18 protein-coding genes are annotated in these 19,721 nt (G+C 58.4%); 10 read left to right on the top strand and 8 right to left on the bottom strand.

Features of this window, described 5'->3' with window-relative positions; all coding sequences use genetic code 11:
* The first annotated feature begins 19 nt into the window (after positions 1–19).
* From ABWV42_RS00940 to ABWV42_RS00930, 3 genes are all read left to right on the top strand, one after another.
* Positions 20–532: a peptidylprolyl isomerase gene (locus tag ABWV42_RS00940; protein ID WP_255108227.1), complete on the top strand. Its 513-nt coding sequence runs from the start codon at positions 20–22 to the stop codon at positions 530–532.
* On the top strand, positions 519–1,070 hold the full coding sequence (locus ABWV42_RS00935; RefSeq protein ID WP_353338499.1) for a peptidylprolyl isomerase: 552 nt from the start codon (positions 519–521) through the stop codon (positions 1,068–1,070). Before ABWV42_RS00940 ends, ABWV42_RS00935 begins: the two co-directional genes overlap by 14 nt.
* Positions 1,071–1,164: 94 nt before the next feature.
* Positions 1,165–2,136 carry a DUF3179 domain-containing protein gene (locus ABWV42_RS00930; RefSeq protein ID WP_353338498.1) on the top strand — a complete coding sequence of 324 codons (972 nt, stop codon included), beginning with the start codon at positions 1,165–1,167 and terminating at the stop codon, positions 2,134–2,136.
* A 67-nt stretch (positions 2,137–2,203) separates the two neighbouring features.
* On the opposite strand, the gene ABWV42_RS00925 is transcribed toward ABWV42_RS00930, so the two are convergent.
* From ABWV42_RS00925 to ABWV42_RS00910, 4 genes are all read right to left on the bottom strand, one after another.
* Positions 2,204–2,713, bottom strand: a complete 510-nt coding sequence (locus ABWV42_RS00925; RefSeq protein ID WP_255108219.1) for a bactofilin family protein — start codon at positions 2,711–2,713, stop codon at positions 2,204–2,206.
* Positions 2,703–4,016 carry a DUF5930 domain-containing protein gene (locus ABWV42_RS00920; protein WP_255108217.1) on the bottom strand — a complete coding sequence of 438 codons (1,314 nt, stop codon included), beginning with the start codon at positions 4,014–4,016 and terminating at the stop codon, positions 2,703–2,705. Before ABWV42_RS00920 ends, ABWV42_RS00925 begins: the two co-directional genes overlap by 11 nt.
* A 153-nt stretch (positions 4,017–4,169) precedes the next feature.
* Positions 4,170–4,979, bottom strand: a complete 810-nt coding sequence (locus ABWV42_RS00915) for a ferritin-like domain-containing protein (protein WP_353338497.1) — start codon at positions 4,977–4,979, stop codon at positions 4,170–4,172.
* Positions 4,980–4,999: 20 nt separating this feature from the next.
* Entirely contained in the window at positions 5,000–5,461 is a 462-nt protein-coding gene (locus tag ABWV42_RS00910; protein ID WP_353338496.1) for a peroxiredoxin, read from the bottom strand.
* Positions 5,462–5,650: 189 nt separating this feature from the next.
* On the opposite strand from ABWV42_RS00910, the gene ABWV42_RS00905 reads away from it, so the two are divergent.
* The 6 genes from ABWV42_RS00905 (at position 5,651) to ABWV42_RS00880 (ending at position 14,036) form a co-directional block, all read left to right on the top strand.
* Entirely contained in the window at positions 5,651–8,842 is a 3,192-nt protein-coding gene (locus ABWV42_RS00905; RefSeq protein ID WP_353338495.1) for a YhdP family protein, read from the top strand.
* 5 nt (positions 8,843–8,847) lie between these two features.
* Positions 8,848–9,894 (top strand): tRNA preQ1(34) S-adenosylmethionine ribosyltransferase-isomerase QueA, encoded by a 1,047-nt coding sequence (gene queA / locus ABWV42_RS00900; protein ID WP_353338494.1) that lies wholly within the window; start codon positions 8,848–8,850, stop codon positions 9,892–9,894.
* Between the two features lie 102 nt (positions 9,895–9,996).
* Positions 9,997–11,256, top strand: a complete 1,260-nt coding sequence (locus tag ABWV42_RS00895) for an MFS transporter (protein WP_255108210.1) — start codon at positions 9,997–9,999, stop codon at positions 11,254–11,256.
* Positions 11,257–11,356: 100 nt separating this feature from the next.
* Positions 11,357–11,935, top strand: coding sequence for a DUF924 family protein (locus tag ABWV42_RS00890; RefSeq protein ID WP_353338493.1), 579 nt, complete (start codon positions 11,357–11,359; stop codon positions 11,933–11,935).
* 112 nt (positions 11,936–12,047) lie between these two features.
* Positions 12,048–13,442 carry a dihydrolipoyl dehydrogenase gene (gene lpdA / locus ABWV42_RS00885; RefSeq protein ID WP_353338492.1) on the top strand — a complete coding sequence of 465 codons (1,395 nt, stop codon included), beginning with the start codon at positions 12,048–12,050 and terminating at the stop codon, positions 13,440–13,442.
* A 33-nt stretch (positions 13,443–13,475) separates the two neighbouring features.
* The gene (locus ABWV42_RS00880; protein ID WP_353338491.1) at positions 13,476–14,036 is read left to right on the top strand and encodes a class I SAM-dependent methyltransferase; all 561 of its coding nucleotides are present in this window, start codon (positions 13,476–13,478) and stop codon (positions 14,034–14,036) included.
* Here the strand turns inward: ABWV42_RS00880 and ABWV42_RS00875 are convergent, their stop codons facing one another.
* Entirely contained in the window at positions 14,037–14,396 is a 360-nt protein-coding gene (locus ABWV42_RS00875; protein WP_353338490.1) for a rhodanese-like domain-containing protein, read from the bottom strand. It abuts the gene before it with no gap.
* 159 nt (positions 14,397–14,555) lie between these two features.
* On the opposite strand from ABWV42_RS00875, the gene uvrA reads away from it, so the two are divergent.
* Entirely contained in the window at positions 14,556–17,414 is a 2,859-nt protein-coding gene (uvrA, locus tag ABWV42_RS00870; protein WP_353338489.1) for an excinuclease ABC subunit UvrA, read from the top strand.
* Between the two features lie 18 nt (positions 17,415–17,432).
* Here uvrA and ABWV42_RS00865 read toward each other — a convergent pair whose 3' ends face one another.
* From ABWV42_RS00865 to ABWV42_RS00855, 3 genes are all read right to left on the bottom strand, one after another.
* A complete protein-coding gene (locus ABWV42_RS00865) occupies positions 17,433–17,636 on the bottom strand; it encodes a YgaP family membrane protein (RefSeq protein ID WP_303623754.1) in 204 nt (67 codons plus the stop codon).
* Positions 17,637–17,738: 102 nt separating this feature from the next.
* Positions 17,739–18,611: a 3-hydroxyisobutyrate dehydrogenase gene (mmsB, locus tag ABWV42_RS00860; RefSeq protein WP_353338488.1), complete on the bottom strand. Its 873-nt coding sequence runs from the start codon at positions 18,609–18,611 to the stop codon at positions 17,739–17,741.
* 3 nt (positions 18,612–18,614) lie between these two features.
* Positions 18,615–19,655: an enoyl-CoA hydratase/isomerase family protein gene (locus ABWV42_RS00855; RefSeq protein ID WP_353338487.1), complete on the bottom strand. Its 1,041-nt coding sequence runs from the start codon at positions 19,653–19,655 to the stop codon at positions 18,615–18,617.
* Positions 19,656–19,721: the final 66 nt, after the last annotated feature.

The raw sequence follows: 19,721 nt of genomic DNA, 5'->3' as shown, positions 1-19,721 counted from the left end.
GACATGACAGGAGGGCCCCATGGCCGAGATCAAAGATCCCGAAAACACCATCCTGATGGAGCTGAAAGACGGCACCGTCGTAATCGAGCTGCTGACCGACATCGCGCCGGGTCACTGCGAACGCATGAAAGAGCTGGCACGCTCGGGTCAGTATGACAACGTTGCCTTCCACCGCGTGATCGACGGTTTCATGGCCCAGACCGGCGATGTTGCCAACGGCAACATGGAAAACAACTTTGATCTGCGCCGCGCCGGCACCGGCGGTTCGGACCTGCCGAACCTCAAGGCCGAATTCTCGCGCATCCCGCATGATCGCGGCACCCTTGGCGCAGCCCGCAGCCAGATGCCCGACAGCGCGAACTCGCAGTTCTTCATCAACTTCAAGGACAACCACTTCCTGAACGGCCAATACACCGTTTACGGCCGTGTCATCGAAGGCATGGACCATGTCGACGCCATCGTACGCGGCGAGCCGCCGATGTATCCCGACCGCATGGTTTCGGTGAAGGTGGCGGCCGATGTGGACGCGTAACCTCAGCTTTGCAATGGCCCTCATGGCCGGCCCGGCGTTTGCCAGCGGTCTCGAAATCGAGATCGAGGGCGAGGCCAACGGCACCGTCACCATCGACCTGTTCGAAGACGTCGCGCCCAAGCACGTAGAGCAGATCACCGCGCTGGCCGCCGAAGGCGCCTATGACAACGTGGTGTTCCACCGTGTGATCGACGGCTTCATGGCTCAGACCGGTGACGTGCAATTCGGCAAGATTGGCAGTGACATGCGCATGGCGGGCCGTGGCGGCTCCTCGCGCCCTGATCTGCCTGCCGAGTTCTCGGATGTGCATTATGAACGCGGCATCGTCGGCATGGCGCGGTCGCAGAGCCCCGACTCGGCCAACTCGCAGTTCTTCATCATGTTTGCCGAAGGCGGCTTTCTGGACGGTCAGTACACCGTGGTTGGCAAGGTGACCGCGGGCATGGACGTTGTCGACGCCATCAAGCGCGGCAAGGGCCGCAACGGTGCCGTTCTGGGTCAGCCGGACATGATGAAAAAGGTGACCGTGACCGACTAGCCCGGTCAAAGGCATTCACACCATTGTGAGGGGGGCTATGCGGCCCCCCTTTTTCGTCGCACCCTTTCCGGCAAGCAGGGAAGGGAGAGCCCTCATGTTCATGAGACACGTCCTCGCCACCGCCTTGGCGATCGGGATTACGGGCAGCACAAGCGCCGATCCGTCATTCTGGAAACACGAATGGCCCAACACGGACTTCAGCAAGACAAGCGTGTCGAACTGGGTCGAGATCCTTTCGGGCGGGCCACCCAAGGACGGCATTCCGGCGATCACCGATCCGCAATTCATCTTCGTCAAGGATGAAGCCCGCATCAAGGGCACGGAACCTGTCATCACGGTCGAGCTTGAGGGATCGCTGCCACGGGCCTATCCGCTGCGGTATCTGACCTGGCATGAGATCGTGAATGACGAGATCGACGGAACGCCCGTTGCGGTAACCTTTTGCCCGCTGTGCAATTCCGCACTGTCGTATTACCGACGTAATACCGACGTGATACTGACCTTCGGTGTAAGTGGTAAATTGCGCAATTCCGACATGGTCATGTACGACCGCGAAACCGAAAGCTGGTGGCAGCAAGCGACCGGCACCGCCATCGTCGGGGAGTTGACGGGCAGGGTCTTGGAACCTCTGCCGTCATGGCTTGAAAGCTGGGACCAGTTCCGCACCCGCAACCCCGATGCGCTGGTGATGGCCGAGCCACCCTTCAACCGCCGCTACGGCCGCAATCCATACGAAAGGTACGACAGCTCCTACCGTCCGTTCCTTTACAGCGGTGAGTTGCCACCACATGACATTCCCGCGCTGGCTCGGGTCATTCGGGTGGGGGATCGGGCTTGGCCGATGGAACGGCTGCGCAAGGTCAAGACCCTGCGCGAAGCGGGTGTTGTGATCAGCTGGACCCCCGGGCAGGCATCCGCGCTGGACACCGCGGACATTGCCAGCGGGCGGGACGTCGGATCAATCCGGGTGCGCGACGGGCAGGGCAGGGACCTGCCGCATGATGTGATGTTCGCCTTTGCCTACCATGTGTTCTGGCCCGATGGGCAATGGATGCTGGGGCCGTAAGCAAAGAAATGGAACAACGAAAAACGCCGCCTCGAAGGGCGGCGTTTTCGTGTGATTTTGCAATCACTTATGCGTCTGCGGCAGGCGCTGCCTTCTTGGCGGGTGCTGCGGCTTTCTTGGTCAGCGGATCGTCCTGACGCTGTACCGAACCTTCGAAATGCGCACCGCTTTCGATCGCGATGGTCTTGTGGATGATGTCGCCTTCGACACGCGCGGTCGAGGTCAGGCGCACCTTGAGGCCACGTACGCGGCCCACGATGCGGCCATTCACAACCACATCGTCTGCAACCACTTCACCTTTGATGGTGGCAGTCTCACCAACCGTCAGCAGGTGGGCGCGGATGTCGCCTTCGACAGTGCCTTCGACCTGGATGTCACCGGTGGTCTTGAGGTTACCGGTGATGTGCAGGTCCGAGGACAGAACCGATGCCGGGGGCTTGGCCTTGGGGGCCGCCGGGGCAGGGCTTGCCTTGAAGTCGGCTGCCGGTTTCGGCGCAGGTGCGGCCTCGGGGGCAGCAGGCTTGGCCGGGTCGGCAGATTTCGGTGCGGGTTCGTTGATCTTGCTCTTAGAAAACATCTCTTCCAGCCTTGATAAATTTCATCGGGTTCACGGCCCGGCCATTGACCCGGATCTCGTAGTGAAGGTGTGTTCCGGTGGAACGTCCAGAGTTGCCCATATCACCAATAAGGTCTCCGCGCGAGACCCTTTGGCCTTTCTTTACACGGATTTTGGAGAGGTGGGCGTAACGTGTTTCGATACCAAACTCATGTTGGATCTTGATCAGGCGGCCATAGGCCGACTGCCAATCGGCGTGGATGACCACGCCGTCTGCGGTGGCATAGATCGGCGTGCCGTGACGGGCCGCGAAATCCGTGCCTTTGTGCATCCGTCCCCAGCGCATGCCAAATCCGCTGGTGTAGCGGAACGCGCCGCGTAGGGGTTCCGTGAACGGGGCGGTTTCCGCCGCGATACGGTAGATGTTCAGGCGATCCATCTTGTCCAGCAGATTGTTGGCGCGGATGGTTTCCTCGGTCAGTTCGCCGCCCTTCGTGGAGAACGACAGAGGCAGCATCGGGCCGCCCTGACCATCATATCCACGGCGCACTTCTTCCAGCAACGACTTGGTGTCGAGACCGGCGGATTGGAACATCTTTTCAAGAGGTTCCACAGATACGGTCATGGCGTCTTCCAGCTGGCGGAAGATCTGATCGTTCTTTTCTTCCATCAGGGCCAGTTCCAGACGCATTTCTTCGGCAAGGTCTAGCGCTGCGCGGGCGTCACTGATCACCTTGTCACGCTCCGCAGCGGTCTCTTGCAACGCATCAGAAAGCGCGGTGACCATCTCATTCCCAAGCGGCGAGCCAGCGGCCAGCGCAGAAACATCGCCTGAAGCATCGTCTTTGAGTTCTGTCGCTTCCAGTCGGGCCAGATCACGCTCGCTCATGGTGCGGCGCAGGGTGGCCTGGATCACTTCGATACCGGTCTCAAGTTCACGACGACGCGTTTCCGAGGCCAGGAGTTCCGATTGCATGGCCGAAATCTGGGTCAGGGCAGAGTTGAATCGTTCCTGGGCCGCGAGGGCTTCTTCTGTGCGGGCGTCGCGCTCGTCCGAGAGATCGTTCAAACGCTGTTCATAGGTCTGCTGGTCACGGCGTGCCTGTTCACGGAAATTGCCAGCGCCAATCGAGTCCATAAGCAGGATCGCGGTGGCAATGATCGTCCATGCGACAAAGAAGGTTCCGCCCAGAAAGCCGACCAATTGGGTGCTGGGGCGCAGGCGAATAAAACGCGTGTCATCTTCGGAGCGCAGAAACAGGCGACGTTCGGGGAAGTACCGTTCCAGAAAGGCGTGTGTTCGAATTGCCAGACGCGTGCGCACTTTGTTTTCCTTAGTCCCTTGCCCCATCTCCAGGCTCTTGGTTGGCCCGGTCGCGGATGTCTTAACGATTTGGGCGTAACCGGGCAAGTTTTTTGCCCAGTTCCGGGGATTTCTCAATGAGGCGCATGGGCGCGGTTGGCAATCTTCTGCCGATCAGCGCGCGTAGGGCGGCGGCAATTCATCGGCAAGCGGCCAGTAGAAGTCAGGCGGCAATCCCGCTTCGGCGCGTTTTTCCTCGTTGAAAGGAGGCTTGAGGGCCGAGTGGAAGTACCTTTGAACAAGCGCGTGGAACTCGGCCTTGGGATCAAGGTTGTCCCTGCCGCAGAGAAAGTTGAACCATTTGGACCCGTATGCCACGTGGCCGACTTCTTCGGCGTAGATCACGTTCAGGGCTTCGATGGTCTGGGTTTCCTTGGCCTTCTTGAAGATCTCGATCATGCCGGGCGTCACATCAAGGCCACGGGCCTCGAGTACCATTGGAACCACTGCCAGCCGCCCGAGGAAATCCTCTGCCGTGTCTTCTGCGGCGCGCCACATGCCAGCATGCGCGGGAAGCGCCCCATAGAAGCTGCCCATTTCTTCAAGGCAATCGCATACCATGTTGAAATGTTTCGATTCTTCATTGGCCGACTTGACCCAATCATCATAGAAACCAAGCGGCATCGGAGTATCAGTGAACCGCGCGACGATGTCCCAGTGCAAATCCACAGCGTTCAGTTCGATATGGGCAACGGCATGCAAAAGGGCGATGCGTCCCTGCGGGCTGCCGGGGCGGCGTTTGGGGACATCGCGCGGCGAGAGGAGTTCGGGCTTTTCGGGACGCGACGGGCGGTCGGGCGGCATTGCGTCCCCGATGGCCAGTGGTGCTTCGGCCTTGCGCGACGCAAACCATTCCGCAGCGTATTTGTGCGACAGGGCGGTTTTGGCGCGGCCGTCGGCAGTGGTCAGCACTTCGACGGCCATTTGAGATAGAGATTTGGTCGTCACAGGGCTTTTGCCGCCTCCAGGACTTCGGCGACGTGTCCGTCGACCTTGACCTTGCGCCACATCGCGGCGACCCGGCCCTCTGCGTCAATCAGAAACGTCGACCGTTCGATGCCCATGAAGGTTTTGCCGTACATCTTTTTCTCTTTCCAGACACCGTAGCGTTCGCAGGCGTCGCCTTCGGCGTCGGACACCAGCGGCATTCCCAGTTCCTTCTTGGCCACGAACTTCTCGTGTGACGCCATATCGTCTTTCGAGATGCCGATGATTTTCACGCCGAGCGCGTCAAACTCTGCAAGCGCCTCGGTAAAGCCGATGGCTTCCTTAGTGCAGCCCGGGGTGTTGTCGCGCGGATAGAAGAAGAGCACGACAGGGGAAGGGCGCATGTCAGAGAGCGTGATAGTTGCATCGCCGGTTGCCGGAAGTGTGAAGTCCGGAGCGGGGTCAAGCAGTTCAAACATCTTGAGATTCCTTGGGTCTGGTGGCCATAACGTATATGATGAGATAGGGCGGGCAAGTCCAAAGCAAACCGAAAGAGAAAACCTCTGAACGAGACCCCAAATAGCGCGCCTGAAGAACGTCCGCGGCCACGCCGCAGGCGTCGCATAGGCCTTTGGGTGTTGATTAGCCTTGCCGGTTTGGCCCTGTTTGTGGCGGTTGGAATCTTTGCTGTTGTCGGGCGTCCTATCACGCTGCCGGATTGGGCCAAGGACCGTATCGAACACGAGCTGGTCGAGCGCTTCCCTCAATTGGAGACGACAATCGGCGATATTTTGCTGGTGGTTGATGAGGGGTGGGTACCCCGGATTCAAGCCCGCGGGATCACTCTGAGTGACCCGGATACCGGCGGTGTTGTGGAAGTCGAGGAAATCGAAACGGCGCTATCGGCCGGGGCCTTGGGGGACATGCAGATTGCCCCAAGTTCAATACGGATTTCCGGAATCTACCTGATCGTGCGCCGGCTTCGGGATGGGGCCATCGACGTGGCAATCGGCGGTGCGGGGCAGTCGGTTGATCCAATCAACCGGCAAACGCAAGTTCCGGATATCGGGCGTCAGATCAAAGCCGTTCTGTCGCGTGACGGCCTGCGTTCTTTGGACAGTGTTCAATTGGACTCCGTCACCCTGCGATATGAGGACGTACGGGCTGGAAAGGCATGGACAATCGATGGTGGGCAGGCACGTCTGAAACGGGACGGGGATGACGTTTCGTTGTCGGCTAACCTCGTGGCTGTCGGAGCGCGGGCCTATGTGTCTTCGCTTGAGGTGACGTATTCCACGCGGTTTGGCTCTGACGTCGCAGATTTCGGGGTGACCTTCGAGGATATGCCGTCGGAAGACATCGCGTCGCAGACACCTGCGCTTGCCTGGCTCGACATTCTGAGGGCGCCGATTTCCGGGTCTTTGCGGGCTTCGACCGACGAAAATGGTGCCCTGGGTCAGACCAGCATCGCACTTCAGATCGGCGAAGGGGTCGTTCAACCCAACGATACCGTGCGTCCGGTGCCCTTCGAGCAGGCCCACACCTATCTGTCGTATCACCCGGATACAAATTCTCTGATTCTGGATGAATTGTCTATTCAAGCCAATTGGTTGCGGGCAATTGCTCATGGAACCGCCCACCTGCGTGACCTCACGCAGGGGGTGCCCGAAGAGATGGTGGTTCAGCTTCAGCTGGACCAGCTTGAAGTCAATCCGATGCTCTTGGAGGAAACACCGGTTTCGCTGGATCAGTCATTTGCTGACTTCAGATTGCAACTTGATCCCTTTGAACTCTCACTCGGACAAATGGTGTTGCGGCAGGGGGGGCAGATGCTGCTTCTGGACGGGCAGCTCTCGACCGGAGAAGACAATTGGGAGTACGCCCTGAATGGTCACATGACCGCCACGCATCCGGAGGCTGTCCTGAACCTATGGCCGGAACAAGTGAAACCCAAGCTGCGCACCTGGATTTCAGAGAATGTGCACCAAATGAACATGCGTGACATCAATCTGGCCGTGAGATCCCGTGTCGCGCAACCTCCGTCGATTTATGCGGATTTTCAATTTGATGATCTGACGCTGCGCTTCATGAAGGCCCTTCCGGTCATTAAGGGTGGTGCCGGTTACGCGATGTTCAAGGACAATCAGTTCCGTGTCGGTGCGGAGCGAGGGATTGTCACGGCGGACGAAGGCGGAGACGTGGATGTCACGGGGACGGGGTTCACGATCCTCGACACCCGGCAGAAGATTGCACCGGCCCATGTTCAGGCCAAGGCGCAGGGCGATATCACCGCGGCTTTGTCGCTGTTAAACCGGCCTCCGCTTTCGATCATGGACAAGGTCAAACTTCCGGTTGGCCTGGCCAAAGGGCACGTGAAAGCAGAAGGCGACATTAAGCTTCGCCTCAAGAAGAAGGTGCCAATTGAAGAGGTTCACTTTGTCGCCAAGGCCACGAGCAGCGACATTCGAACCTCACATTTTATCAAGGACAAGGAAATCCGCGGGCAGGTTGAGAGTGTCATTACGAACGATTTGCTGACGATTTCGGGAACAGGCGTGGTGGGCGCGCTTCCGGTGTCCGCCACCTTCAAAACCGGGATCGGGCGGGGAAAAGGGGCCACGAGCGAGCTCGTTGGCATCAGCGAACTTAGCAAACGTGCGATTGACGAATTCAACATCGGCTTGCCAGAGGGGGCCTTGACGGGGCAGGGAACAGCAGATTTTCGCATTGATTTCGCAAGGGGAACGCCCCCCAAGCTCTCTTTGTCCTCGGATGTCTCCGGGGTGCGTCTGGCGCTTGCACCAATCGGCTGGAGCAAGCCGAAGGAGAAATCAGGTGAACTTGAGGTGGATGTGACCTTGACGACACCGGCCAAGGTGGATCGTCTTTCCTTCTCGGCCTCCGGACTGGATGCGAAGGGGAGCGTGACCCTCAGTGACGCTGGCGGATTGCAGCTGGCCAGTTTCGAAGAGCTTTCGATTGGCAACTGGTTTCAGGGACAGGCCGAGTTGCGCGGGCGTGGGAAGGGCAAGTCTCCGGAGGTGGTGATTACCGGAGGTGTCGCCGATGTTCGGGGCTTGCCGACGGGTGGTGGTCGCTCAAGCGGAGGGCAGGCCGCGGGCCCGATTTCTGCGCGTCTTGACCGCGTGCAGGTCAGCGAAAACCTGTTTCTTTCCGGCGTGCGGGCCGAGTTTGTGCAATCGGGCGGTCTTCGAGGCGCATTTTCCGGAAACCTGAACGGGATTGCCCCCGTCAATGGCCAGGTACTTCCCCACGAAAACGGGCGCAGCGCCTTTCGCATTTTTTCAGAGCGGGCAGGTCAGGTGATCGATGCACTTGGGTTTGCCAAGGCCGCCCCGCAGGGCACGATGGATGTCTCGCTTGTTCCTCATGAACGCAAGGGCACCTACGATGGCACCGTTGCTGCGAATGGCGTGAAAGTGCAGGGCGCACCGGCGCTTGCCGAATTGATCAACGCGATCAGTATTGTCGGTCTCTTGGATCAGCTGAATGGACCAGGTATCACTTTTTCCGAACTGTCCGGGCAGTTCCGTCTAACGCCACGGCAGATAATCGTGACACAGAGTAGCGCGGTCGGACCTTCAATGGGGGTCTCGATGGATGGGGCCTATGACATGACGACCAAGCAGATGGACTTTCAGGGTGCGATCTCGCCGATCTACTTCGTGAATGCCATTGGTCGGGTGATCTCCAAGAAAGGAGAGGGCTTGATTGCCTTCAACTATCGTTTGCAAGGGCAGCCGGATGCACTTCGAGTATCCGTCAATCCGCTATCGGCCTTGACGCCGGGCTTCTTTCGAGAGATTTTCCGCCGCCCGCCACCCAAGCTAAAAGACTGAGCTTCATGCAGCTTTCCGATTTCGACTTCGACCTTCCCGAAGACCTCATTGCGACGCGTCCCGCGTCTCCTCGCAGTTCTGCCCGCCTTCTGGTGGCGAATGGGGACGAAATATTGGATCAAGTTGTGACCGACCTTGTCGACTGGCTGCAGCCGGGTGATCGGCTTGTTCTCAACGACACCAAGGTGATCCCTGCGCGGTTGACGGGATTTCGGGCGCGCAGCGGGCCGGAAGGGGAAACCCGCGCCAAGATCGAAGTGACCCTGCTTGAGCCGCAGGCCTCGGGCACGTGGATGGGATTGTTGAAACCATTGAAGAAAATCCGCGAAGGCGAAGTGATCGTTTTCTCGGATGCCTTGTCTGCCACGCTTGAACACAAGGCGGACGGGCAGGGGGAACTGCGGTTCAATCTTGCCGGAGATGATTTCGATCAGGCGCTGGCAGATGTCGGGTCAATGCCCTTGCCGCCCTATATTGCGGCCAAACGCGCGGCGGACGAGCAGGACAAGGATGACTATCAAACCGTCTTTGCCCGCAACACCGGAGCGGTGGCGGCACCGACCGCATCCTTGCATTTTGACGAGCCACTTTTGGAGAGGCTTGCCGCGAAGGGTGTCGGCTTTACCTATGTCACCCTGCACGTGGGGGCGGGGACTTTCCTGCCCGTCAAGGTCGACGACGTGACCAAACACAAGATGCACTCTGAATGGGGGCAGGTCAACGAGATCGCTGCGCAGGAAATTGCGGAGACCAAGGCTGGCGGTGGGCGGGTTATTCCGGTGGGCACCACGGCGCTTCGTCTGATCGAAAGCGCGGGACGTGGCGGACAGATTGCACCCTGGACAGGCGCAACTGACATTTTCATCTACCCCGGTTTCACTTTTCACGTGGCCGATGCCTTGATGACCAATTTCCACCTGCCGAAGTCCACGCTGATGATGCTTGTTTCGGCACTCATGGGGCAGGACCGGATGAGCAGGGCGTATGATCATGCGATTTCAGAGCGCTACAGATTTTTCTCCTATGGCGATGCGTCTTTGCTGATACCGTAAGAGTCGTATTCTGCCGGGTTTGACACTTCGAAGTCGCAGATAAGGTTTATCTGCGACTCGCAACCGCGTTATCTCGCAGTGGATTCGAGTAAGGAGACCGCGATGTTCATGTTCCTTTCAAATGCTTGGGCGCTGCTGCTGGGCATGATGCTTCTGATGGTCGGCAACGGTCTTCAGTCAACGCTTTTGGGTATTCGCGGTGAAATCGAGGGCTTCTCGACGCTTGAGATGTCGATTGTCATGTCGGCCTACTTCCTTGGCTTCCTTGGTGGGTCGCGCATGGCACCCGAGATGATCCGCCGGGTTGGCCACGTGCGTGTCTTTGCGGCGCTTGCTTCGTTCATTTCGGCTGTTCTGATCCTCTTTCCGACCTTCGCGCATCCCTGGGTGTGGATCGTCGGGCGTGTGATCATCGGTTTCTGCTTTTCCGGCGTGTACGTGACCGCGGAAAGCTGGCTCAACAACGCAGCAACCAACGAGACCCGTGGCAAGGCCCTCTCGCTGTATCTGATCGTTCAGATGATCGGTATCGTTGCCGCGCAGGCGCTTCTGGTGACGGCAGACCCTTCGGGGTACGTCTTGTTCATCATCCCGTCGGTGCTGGTTTCGATCTCCTTCGCCCCCATTCTTCTCAGCATTTCTCCGACGCCGGCATTCGATGCCACCAAACCGATGAGCCTCAGGGAGCTTGCCAAGAACTCGCCTTTGGGCGCTGTCGGTATGTTCCTGCTTGGGGGCGTGTTCTCGGCGCAGTTTGGCATGTCGGCGGTATACGGAGCCTCGATTGGCCTGTCCGTTGGGGAAATCTCGATCTTTGTAGGGGCCTTCTATGTCGGCGCGACGATTGTTCAATATCCGCTGGGATGGATGTCTGACCGAATGGACCGTCGTGTCCTCATCATGGTTGCCGCTCTCGTTGGTGGTGTCGGCGCATTGATCGGCATGGCATCGGGCAGCAGCTTCTGGATGCTGCTTGTGGCGGCAACGCTGGTAGGGGGCATGTCCAACCCGCTGTATTCGCTGCTGATCGCCCACACCAACGACTTTCTTGATGTCGAAGACATGGCCGCAGCTTCTGGCGGGATGGTTTTCATCAACGGCGTTGGGGCAATTGCCGGCCCGGTTTTGACTGGCTGGATCATGGGGGCCATCGGCGCGCAGGGGTTCTTCCTGTTCATCGCGGCCTTGCTTCTAGTGATGGGGGGCTATGCCGCGTACCGGATGACACGCCGTGCAACAGTTGCAGAAACAGGGGCTTACGCGCCTGTCTTGCCCACTTCGTCACCAGTTGCGGTTGAAGTTGCGCAGGAATTTGCCATCGAAACGGCCCAGGAAGAGGAAGAAAGCGCGACGGCGACATAATATGTCGTCATTGACGCAAATTGTTACTGTTAAACCTGCCAACATCCTGTGTAACGTTTTTATGTCACTTGGGTGGTGATGAAGGTGAGGAGACAGGGCAATGAGCAGCCCCGAAGAGATTTTGAGTTTCTGGCTCGATGAAACCGGGCCAGAGGGTTGGTACGCTGTGTCCGAAGAGCTTGATCAGAAGATCAGAGACAAGTTCATGGACACGTGGAAAAAGGCTCAGGAAGGCAACTTCGCCCAGTGGCTGACCTATCCAAGCGGTGTCCTGGCCTACGTGATCCTGAACGATCAGTTCCCACGCAACATGTTCCGCGGCACATCCCGCGCCTTCGCGTCTGATCGGGTTGCACTGGCTGCGGCCAAAGCGGCCGTGGACAAAAAGTGGGACCTTCGGATCGACGAACCGGCAAGGCAGTTCTTCTACCTGCCAATGATGCACTCCGAAAACCTCTGCGACCAGGAACGCTGTGTGCGCCTGATGAAAGAGCGGATGCCCGAAGGTGGAGATGACAACATCCTACACGCCCGGGCCCATCGAGAGATCATCCGGCTTTTCGGTCGGTTTCCGTATCGCAACGATGCTTTGGACCGCACCTTTACGGGTGCCGAGAAAGCCTATGTCGACAGCGGTGGATATGGACGCACTGTCGAGGATCTGCGCGCCGCAAGCTAGGCGGTTTCCTTCTAGTCGAAATCTGAGCTGCCCGTACCGATTGGTGCGGGCAGTTCGTTGATGTCTCAGGGAATCTCCTCTAGGCTTTTTCAAAAGAGATTGGGAGGTCCGGATGAGCGACAAAAGCTTCGACATGATTGTGATTGGTGCAGGGCCGGGGGGCTATGTGGCAGCTATCCGAGGTGCTCAGCTTGGTCTCAAGGTCGCCATAGTCGAACGCGAGCATATGGGCGGCATCTGTCTCAATTGGGGATGTATTCCAACCAAGGCGCTGTTGCGGTCGTCCGAGGTGTTTCATCTCATGGAACGTGCGGCGGAATTCGGTCTGAGTGCAGACAAGATCGGCTTTGATCTTGATGCTGTCGTGAAACGGTCCCGTGGGGTTGCAAAGCAACTGAACTCCGGCATCGGCCACTTGATGAAAAAGAACAAAGTGGCCGTGTTCATGGGCGAGGCGAGTTTGCCAGCCAAGGGCAAAGTCAGCGTCAATGGGGAGAAGGGCACCGAGACCCTTGCCGCCCCGAATATCGTTCTGGCGACAGGTGCGCGTGCGCGGGAATTGCCCGGCCTTGAAGCAGACGGCGATCTGGTCTGGACCTACAAACACGCTCTGACCCCGCCGCGGATGCCCAAGAAACTGCTGGTGATTGGGTCGGGCGCAATCGGTATCGAATTCGCGAGTTTCTATAATACGCTGGGCTCAGACACGACGGTGGTTGAAGTCATGGACCGGGTTCTGCCCGTGGAAGACGCCGAGATTTCGGCCTTCGCCAAGAAGGCCTTCCAGAAACAGGGTATGAAGATCATGGAGAAATCCATGGTCAAGCAGTTGGATCGCGCCAAGGGCAAGGTCACTGCGCATATTGAAACCGGCGGCAAGGTCGAGAAGCTGGAGTTCGACACGGTCATCTCGGCGGTCGGGATCGTCGGCAACGTCGAAGGGCTTGGGCTTGAGGCATTGGGTGTGAAGGTTGATCGCACCCATGTTGTGACCGATCCCTATTGCCGGACGGGTGTTGACGGCCTTTTTGCCATTGGTGACATCGCAGGAGCGCCATGGCTTGCCCACAAGGCGAGCCACGAGGGTGTCATGGTAGCCGAATTGATTGCAGGTCAGAAACCGCACCCCGTCAAACCCGAAAGCATCGCAGGCTGCACCTATTGCCACCCGCAAGTGGCCTCGGTTGGCTATACCGAAGCCAAGGCCAAGGAATTGGGATACGACGTCAAGGTTGGTCGCTTCCCCTTCATAGGCAACGGCAAGGCCATCGCGCTGGGGGAGCCGGAAGGGATGGTCAAGACCGTCTTTGATGCCAAGACCGGTGAACTCTTGGGGGCGCATATGGTCGGGGCCGAGGTGACCGAGATGATCCAGGGCTATGTCATTGGCCGCAAGCTGGAGACCACGGAAGAAGACCTGATGGAAACCGTCTTCCCGCACCCAACCCTTTCCGAGATGATGCACGAAAGCGTTTTGGATGCCTTTGGGCGCGTCATTCACATGTAAGTATTTGTTTGTGTTCATTTTCGGGGAGAGAGCGTGCCGAGTCTCAACCGTATTGTGATGGCCAAGTCGAGCCGGAAGATGATCCGGTCTCTTGGTCCGGAAAAGCTGGATGTTGCGGAGATTTCCGGGAATTGGGGCGAGATGTTCAAGTTCCGCTCGTACCGGAAATTTCGCTATCCGGCCTACGATATTTGCGCCGGACCGTACCTGACCGAGGAAGGCAAGCCGCGCAAATTCGACCTGATCATTGCCAATCAGGTCTGGGAGCATCTTGACCGGCCCTATGCCGCGACCAAGAACGTGCGTCGGATGCTCAAGAAAGGCGGGCACTTCTGGGTTGCCGTGCCGTTCTTCATCCCGTTCCACGCCGCGCCAATGGACAATTCCCGCTGGTCGGCGCGTGGTCTCAAGAACCTATTGATCGAATGCGGGTTTGACGAGGACGAGGTTCATTCCGAACAGTGGGGTAATCGCAACGCCGCCAAGCGCAACCTCGAAGACGTCTGGCCGCCGATGTACGATGAAAAGATCGATAGCCTCGAGAATGATCCCAAGATGCCGATCTGTGCCTGGGCTCTGGCGCGTAAAACCTGATCAGGCGGTGGAAACCGCGCCACCTGCACGCACCCAGTGCGCAAGACCGCCGATGTTGTGAACGTCGTTGTAGCCTAATTGGGACAGGATCGACTTGGCCGAGTGCGAGCGGGCACCGGAAGCACAGTAGACCGCGATCTTGTCTGATGTTTTGAGAGACGGGTGGTAATCCGGATGGCGGGGGTCTGCCATGTCACGAAGGCGCATGAGCGGGATGTGGACCGCGCCGTTGGCGATACCGGTTTGGTTGACTTCCCCCAGGTCGCGCACATCGAGAATGGTCACAGTTCCTTCTTCCGCACCGGCCACAGCATCCTGTGCGCTCATTCCCGATTTTGCGGCTGAAAGAAATCCGAACATGTTGTCCCTCTCCGTCGTGGTTGGCCCGTTAGTGCTGAATATAACATTCCAAAATTAGAATACAAATGGAAAACCGCAGGTTCACACTTTGTTCACTTTTTCCTGTTGGAGACTCGCGCCATCTGCCCTATCTCTAGGCTACGTTTACTGGGGGCTTTGATGGCTGAGTTGAAGAACATCGAGGTGCGGGGCGCGCGCGAACACAATCTCAAGGGTATCGACGTCGATATTCCGCGCGACCAGCTTGTTGTGATTACAGGACTTTCCGGTTCGGGAAAGTCATCGCTGGCGTTCGATACGATCTATGCGGAAGGCCAGCGCCGCTATGTCGAATCCCTGTCGGCCTATGCGCGCCAGTTTCTCGATATGATGGAAAAACCGGATGTCGACCACATCAGCGGCCTATCACCGGCGATTTCCATCGAGCAAAAGACCACCTCCAAGAACCCGCGTTCGACCGTTGGCACGGTTACGGAAATCTACGATTACCTGCGCCTTCTGTTCGCGCGCGCAGGTACGCCCTTCAGCCCGGCAACCGGCCTGCCGATCGAAGCCCAGCAGGTTCAGGATATGGTCGACCGGATCATGGGACTGGAAGAGGGGACCCGTGGCTATCTGCTTGCCCCCATCGTGCGGGACCGCAAGGGCGAGTATCGCAAAGAGTTTCTGGAACTGCGCAAGCAGGGGTTCCAGCGAGTGAAGGTGGATGGCGAGTTCTATGAACTGGACGAGCCGCCCACGCTGGACAAGAAATACCGCCATGACATTGATGTTGTCGTGGACCGTCTTGTCGTTCGCGAGGGCATGGAAACCCGCCTCGCAGACAGCCTGCGCACCGCGCTTGATCTGGCGGATGGCATCGCGATCCTTGAAACCGCGCCGCGTGAAGGCGACGCCGAGCGCATTACGTTTTCCGAGAACTTTGCCTGTCCGGTGAGTGGGTTCACCATCCCCGAAATCGAACCTCGACTGTTTTCGTTCAACGCGCCATTTGGGGCCTGTCCGGATTGTGACGGACTTGGTGCAGAGCTGTTCTTCGATGAACGTCTTGTCGTGCCTGATGCCACGCTGAAGGTGTACGACGGTGCCCTGGCCCCGTGGCGAAAGGGAAAGTCGCCCTATTTCTTGCAGACCATCGAGGCGATCGCCAATCACTATGAGTTCGACAAGAACACCCCGTGGAAAAACCTGCCCAAGCATGTTCAGCAGGTGTTCCTCTATGGTTCGGGCGACGAGGAAATTCCGTTCCGATACGACGAAGGGGGCCGTGTTTACCAGGTCACCCGCGTGTTCGAAGGTGTCATTCCCAACATGGAGCGGCGGTACCGCGAGACGGATTCGAACTGGATTCGTGAGGAATTCGAACGCTATCAGAACAATCGTCCCTGCGGCTCCTGTGGTGGCTATCGCCTGCGGGAAGAAGCCCTTGCCGTGAAGATTGCCGGCCTGCACGTGGGGCAGGTTGTTCAGATGTCGATCCGGGAGGCTCTTGCGTGGATCGAAGATGTTCCCAATCATCTGACCGCGCAAAAACAGGAAATCGCGCGGGCCATCGTGAAGGAAATTCGCGAGCGCCTCGGATTTCTCAACAACGTTGGTCTGGAGTACCTGTCGTTGTCGCGCTCGAGCGGCACCCTGAGCGGCGGTGAAAGCCAACGTATCCGTCTTGCCTCGCAAATCGGATCGGGCCTGACGGGGGTTCTCTATGTGCTCGATGAACCTTCCATCGGTCTGCACCAGCGCGACAATGATCGCCTGCTTGGCACGTTGAAGAACCTGCGGGATCAGGGAAACACCGTGATCGTAGTCGAACATGATGAAGAGGCGATCCGGGAAGCAGACTATGTCTTTGACATCGGCCCGGGGGCAGGTGTTCACGGCGGGCAGGTGGTGAGCCACGGAACGCCCGAGACCATCAAGGCTGATGCCGCTTCGCTGACGGGTCAGTACCTGAGCGGCCAGCGTGAGATTGCGGTCCCGACGGAACGCCGCAAGGGCAATGGCAAGTCTATCAAAGTTGTAAAGGCCACGGGCAACAACCTTCAGAACGTGACGGCCGAATTCCCGCTGGGCAAATTTGTCTGTGTCACCGGTGTCTCCGGTGGTGGCAAGTCGACCCTGACCATTGAGACCCTGTTCAAGACGGCCTCCATGCGCCTCAATGGCGCCCGGCAAACCCCTGCGCCCTGCGAAAGCATCAAGGGGCTGGAACACCTCGACAAGGTCATCGACATTGACCAGCGGCCCATCGGGCGTACGCCACGGTCAAACCCGGCAACCTATACCGGCGCTTTCACTCCGATCCGTGACTGGTTTGCCGGTCTGCCCGAAGCAAAGGCACGTGGCTACAAGCCGGGCCGTTTCAGCTTTAACGTCAAGGGCGGGCGCTGCGAAGCCTGTCAGGGCGACGGTGTCATCAAGATCGAGATGCACTTTTTGCCCGACGTCTACGTGACCTGCGAAACCTGTGGCGGTGCGCGGTACAACCGCGAAACGCTGGAGATCAAGTTCAAGGGCAAGAGCATTGCCGACGTTCTGGATATGACGGTCGAGGACGCCAAGGAATTCTTCAAGGCGGTGCCGTCGATCCGGGACAAGATGGAAGCCCTGAGCCGCGTGGGCCTTGACTATATCAAGGTTGGACAGCAGGCGACCACGCTTTCGGGCGGCGAGGCACAGCGCGTGAAACTGTCGAAGGAGCTGGCCAAGAGATCAACAGGCAAGACGCTCTATATCCTCGACGAGCCGACAACAGGTCTGCATTTCGAAGATGTACGTAAGTTGTTGGAAGTGCTGCATGAACTGGTGGATCAGGGCAACACGGTTGTGGTGATTGAACACAATCTCGACGTTGTCAAAACCGCCGATTGGATCATCGACATCGGCCCCGAGGGGGGCGATGGTGGTGGTGAAATCGTTGCCGTTGGCACGCCGGAAGACGTGGCCAAGGTCGAGCGGAGCCACACAGGCCACTATCTCAAGGAAATGCTGGAGCCAAAGAAGGTCGCCGCTGAATAACGGCGACCTCGCTAAGGTTTAGCTGCTTGTCTTTGCAGTGCTGAAGCCAATCAGCGAATACAGGAAGCAGGTCGAAAAGATACCTGTTGCAGCGATCGGTACACCGATCAGAAGCAGCGGGTTACCCGACACGAAGAACCCGGCGGTCAGGGTTGCGCCGCCGATGATACGAAGCCAGCGGTCGCTGCCGCCGACGTTCTTGGCAAAAATCTTGGAAGCCATGTTTCTCTCCAAACTCTCGATACCTTTCTATGTGGTGTCTGGTACCGGTTTGTCGAGAGGCGAGACGCGCGGTTGGCGCATCTCGCATGTTCTTTGGGACGATCAGCCGCGTCCGCGCTTTTCGAAACGCGGCAGCATGGCGGAGAAATCCATCCCCAGGCCGTCTTCGGATTCAACGAACTGTTCGTAAAGCGCTGTTGCGATCTGGCCCATAGGGGTATCGGCATCGGCGCTTTCCGCGGCCTGTTGCGAGAGGCGCAGGTCCTTGAGCATCAGTTCGGATGCAAAACCGGGCTTGTAGTCGTTGTCGGACGGCGATTGCGGACCAACACCCGGGGCAGGGCAATAGGCGTTCATCGTCCAGCTATAGCCGGAAGACGTCGAGACGACGTCGAACATCTTTTGACGGTCAAGTCCGAGCTTGTCTGCGAGGGCAAAGGCCTCGCAGGTGGCAATCATAGTCACGCCAAGGATCATGTTGTTGCAGATCTTGGCGGCCTGGCCTGCGCCGGCTTCGCCGCAATGCACGGCTTTTTGGCCCATGATGTCAAACAGCGGTTCGGCCTTGGCAAAGGCCTCGGCGGATCCGCCTGCCATGAAGGTCAGCGTGCCGCCGGCCGCGCCACCAACACCGCCGGATACCGGTGCATCCACCGACAGAAGGCCCGCTTCGGCGGCCTGTTCGGCCACGGCGCGGGCGCTGTCGACGTCAACGGTCGAGCAATCCACAAGGGCTGCACCTTTTTCCATCGCAGGGATGATGTCGCCCGCAACGGCGCGCAGGATCTGGCCGTTGGGTAGCATGGTGATCACCACATCCGCGCCTTTGGCGGCCTCAGTTCCGGATGCGGCCATGGTGACGCCGTCAATGGCGACCTCAGCCATATCAAAGCCGGTGACCTCGTGGCCTGCTTTCGCAAGGTTGGCCGCCATCGGGCCACCCATGTTGCCCAATCCGATAAATCCGATCTTCATGGCTCATTCTCCCTTTTCAAAACTCAGTTTCGCATCCCCAAGCGGCATGAGCATCTGGCTCACGGCGACGGCGGGCAACGTTTCCAAACTGTGCTGCCATTGCGGGTTGCGGTCCTTGTCGATGATCTGTGCGCGGATACCTTCGATAAAATCACCGTGCTCCATCGCGCGATAGGTAAAGCGATACTCCTGCTCAAGCGCGGCGCGAATGTCCTTGGTGCTGCGGACACGGTGGATGATCTCAAGGGCACATCCCATCGCGAGAGGGGAGTTGCGCGACAGTTTCTTTAGCGCGTCCTGCGCGAATGCGCTGTCTTGCGCCTTGAGCGCATTCACGATGTCGACAAGGCTCTCGCCGCCAAAGGTCGCGTTGATTTCCTCGAGCATCGGGCCAACTTGACCTTCAGGTGCGTCTGTTGCCGCAGCATCGATCAAGGTCCAGTCACCGGACTCTTCCAGATTGTCTATCAGGGCAGGCCACTTGCTTTCGGGGATATAGTAGTCCGCAAAGCCAGCGGTAATTGCGTCGCCGGCATTGAGGCGCGCGGCCGTAAGGCCCAGATACTCGCCCATCCGCCCAGGTGCATGTGCAAGGATGTATGATCCACCGACGTCTGGCACCAGCCCGATTCCGCATTCCGGCATGGCGATCTGGCTGCTTTCTCCGACAACGCGGTGGCTGCCGTGACACCCTACACCCACGCCGCCACCCATCGTGAAGCCCTGCATAAAGCTTGCGACGGGCTTGCCGAATTCGAACATTTTGGCGTTCATTCGATATTCATCAGCCCAGAATTTTTGACCATAAGCGTAATCTTTGGATTTTCCGGTATTGTAGAGGTCCGCGATGTCGCCGCCTGCGCAAAAGGCCTTTTCGCCCTCGGCGTCGATCACGATCATCGTGACGTCATTGTCATTTTCCCAGGCATCCAATGCGTCTTCGATGGCGATGCACATCTCGTAGCTCATCGCGTTGAGCGCTTTTGGACGGGTGAAGGTGATGCGGCCGGTCTTACCTGCCTTGCGGATGGAAATGTCGCTCATGACGTAGGCGAGTCCCCGTGATTTCAATCTTGCGGGTTGCGGGAAAAACGCCCGGATTTCGCCGGG

This window comes from Pelagimonas sp. KU-00592-HH (assembly GCF_040369695.1).
GTDB lineage: Bacteria > Pseudomonadota > Alphaproteobacteria > Rhodobacterales > Rhodobacteraceae > Shimia.
The sequence above is the reverse complement of the archived record's forward strand: the minus strand, read 5'-3'. Positions and strand labels throughout refer to the sequence as shown.

Coding starts and splice junctions, on each gene's coding strand:
- ABWV42_RS00930 (WP_353338498.1), top strand. CDS start 1,165: ATGTTCATGAGACACGTCCTCGCCACCGCCTTGGCGATCGGGATTACG.
- uvrA (WP_353338489.1), top strand. CDS start 14,556: ATGGCTGAGTTGAAGAACATCGAGGTGCGGGGCGCGCGCGAACACAAT.
- ABWV42_RS00855 (WP_353338487.1), bottom strand. CDS start 19,655: ATGAGCGACATTTCCATCCGCAAGGCAGGTAAGACCGGCCGCATCACC.
- ABWV42_RS00875 (WP_353338490.1), bottom strand. CDS start 14,396: ATGTTCGGATTTCTTTCAGCCGCAAAATCGGGAATGAGCGCACAGGAT.
- ABWV42_RS00865 (WP_303623754.1), bottom strand. CDS start 17,636: ATGGCTTCCAAGATTTTTGCCAAGAACGTCGGCGGCAGCGACCGCTGG.
- mmsB (WP_353338488.1), bottom strand. CDS start 18,611: ATGAAGATCGGATTTATCGGATTGGGCAACATGGGTGGCCCGATGGCG.
- lpdA (WP_353338492.1), top strand. CDS start 12,048: ATGAGCGACAAAAGCTTCGACATGATTGTGATTGGTGCAGGGCCGGGG.
- ABWV42_RS00935 (WP_353338499.1), top strand. CDS start 519: ATGTGGACGCGTAACCTCAGCTTTGCAATGGCCCTCATGGCCGGCCCG.
- ABWV42_RS00940 (WP_255108227.1), top strand. CDS start 20: ATGGCCGAGATCAAAGATCCCGAAAACACCATCCTGATGGAGCTGAAA.
- ABWV42_RS00925 (WP_255108219.1), bottom strand. CDS start 2,713: ATGTTTTCTAAGAGCAAGATCAACGAACCCGCACCGAAATCTGCCGAC.
- ABWV42_RS00915 (WP_353338497.1), bottom strand. CDS start 4,979: ATGGCCGTCGAAGTGCTGACCACTGCCGACGGCCGCGCCAAAACCGCC.
- ABWV42_RS00890 (WP_353338493.1), top strand. CDS start 11,357: ATGAGCAGCCCCGAAGAGATTTTGAGTTTCTGGCTCGATGAAACCGGG.
- ABWV42_RS00895 (WP_255108210.1), top strand. CDS start 9,997: ATGTTCATGTTCCTTTCAAATGCTTGGGCGCTGCTGCTGGGCATGATG.
- queA (WP_353338494.1), top strand. CDS start 8,848: ATGCAGCTTTCCGATTTCGACTTCGACCTTCCCGAAGACCTCATTGCG.
- ABWV42_RS00910 (WP_353338496.1), bottom strand. CDS start 5,461: ATGTTTGAACTGCTTGACCCCGCTCCGGACTTCACACTTCCGGCAACC.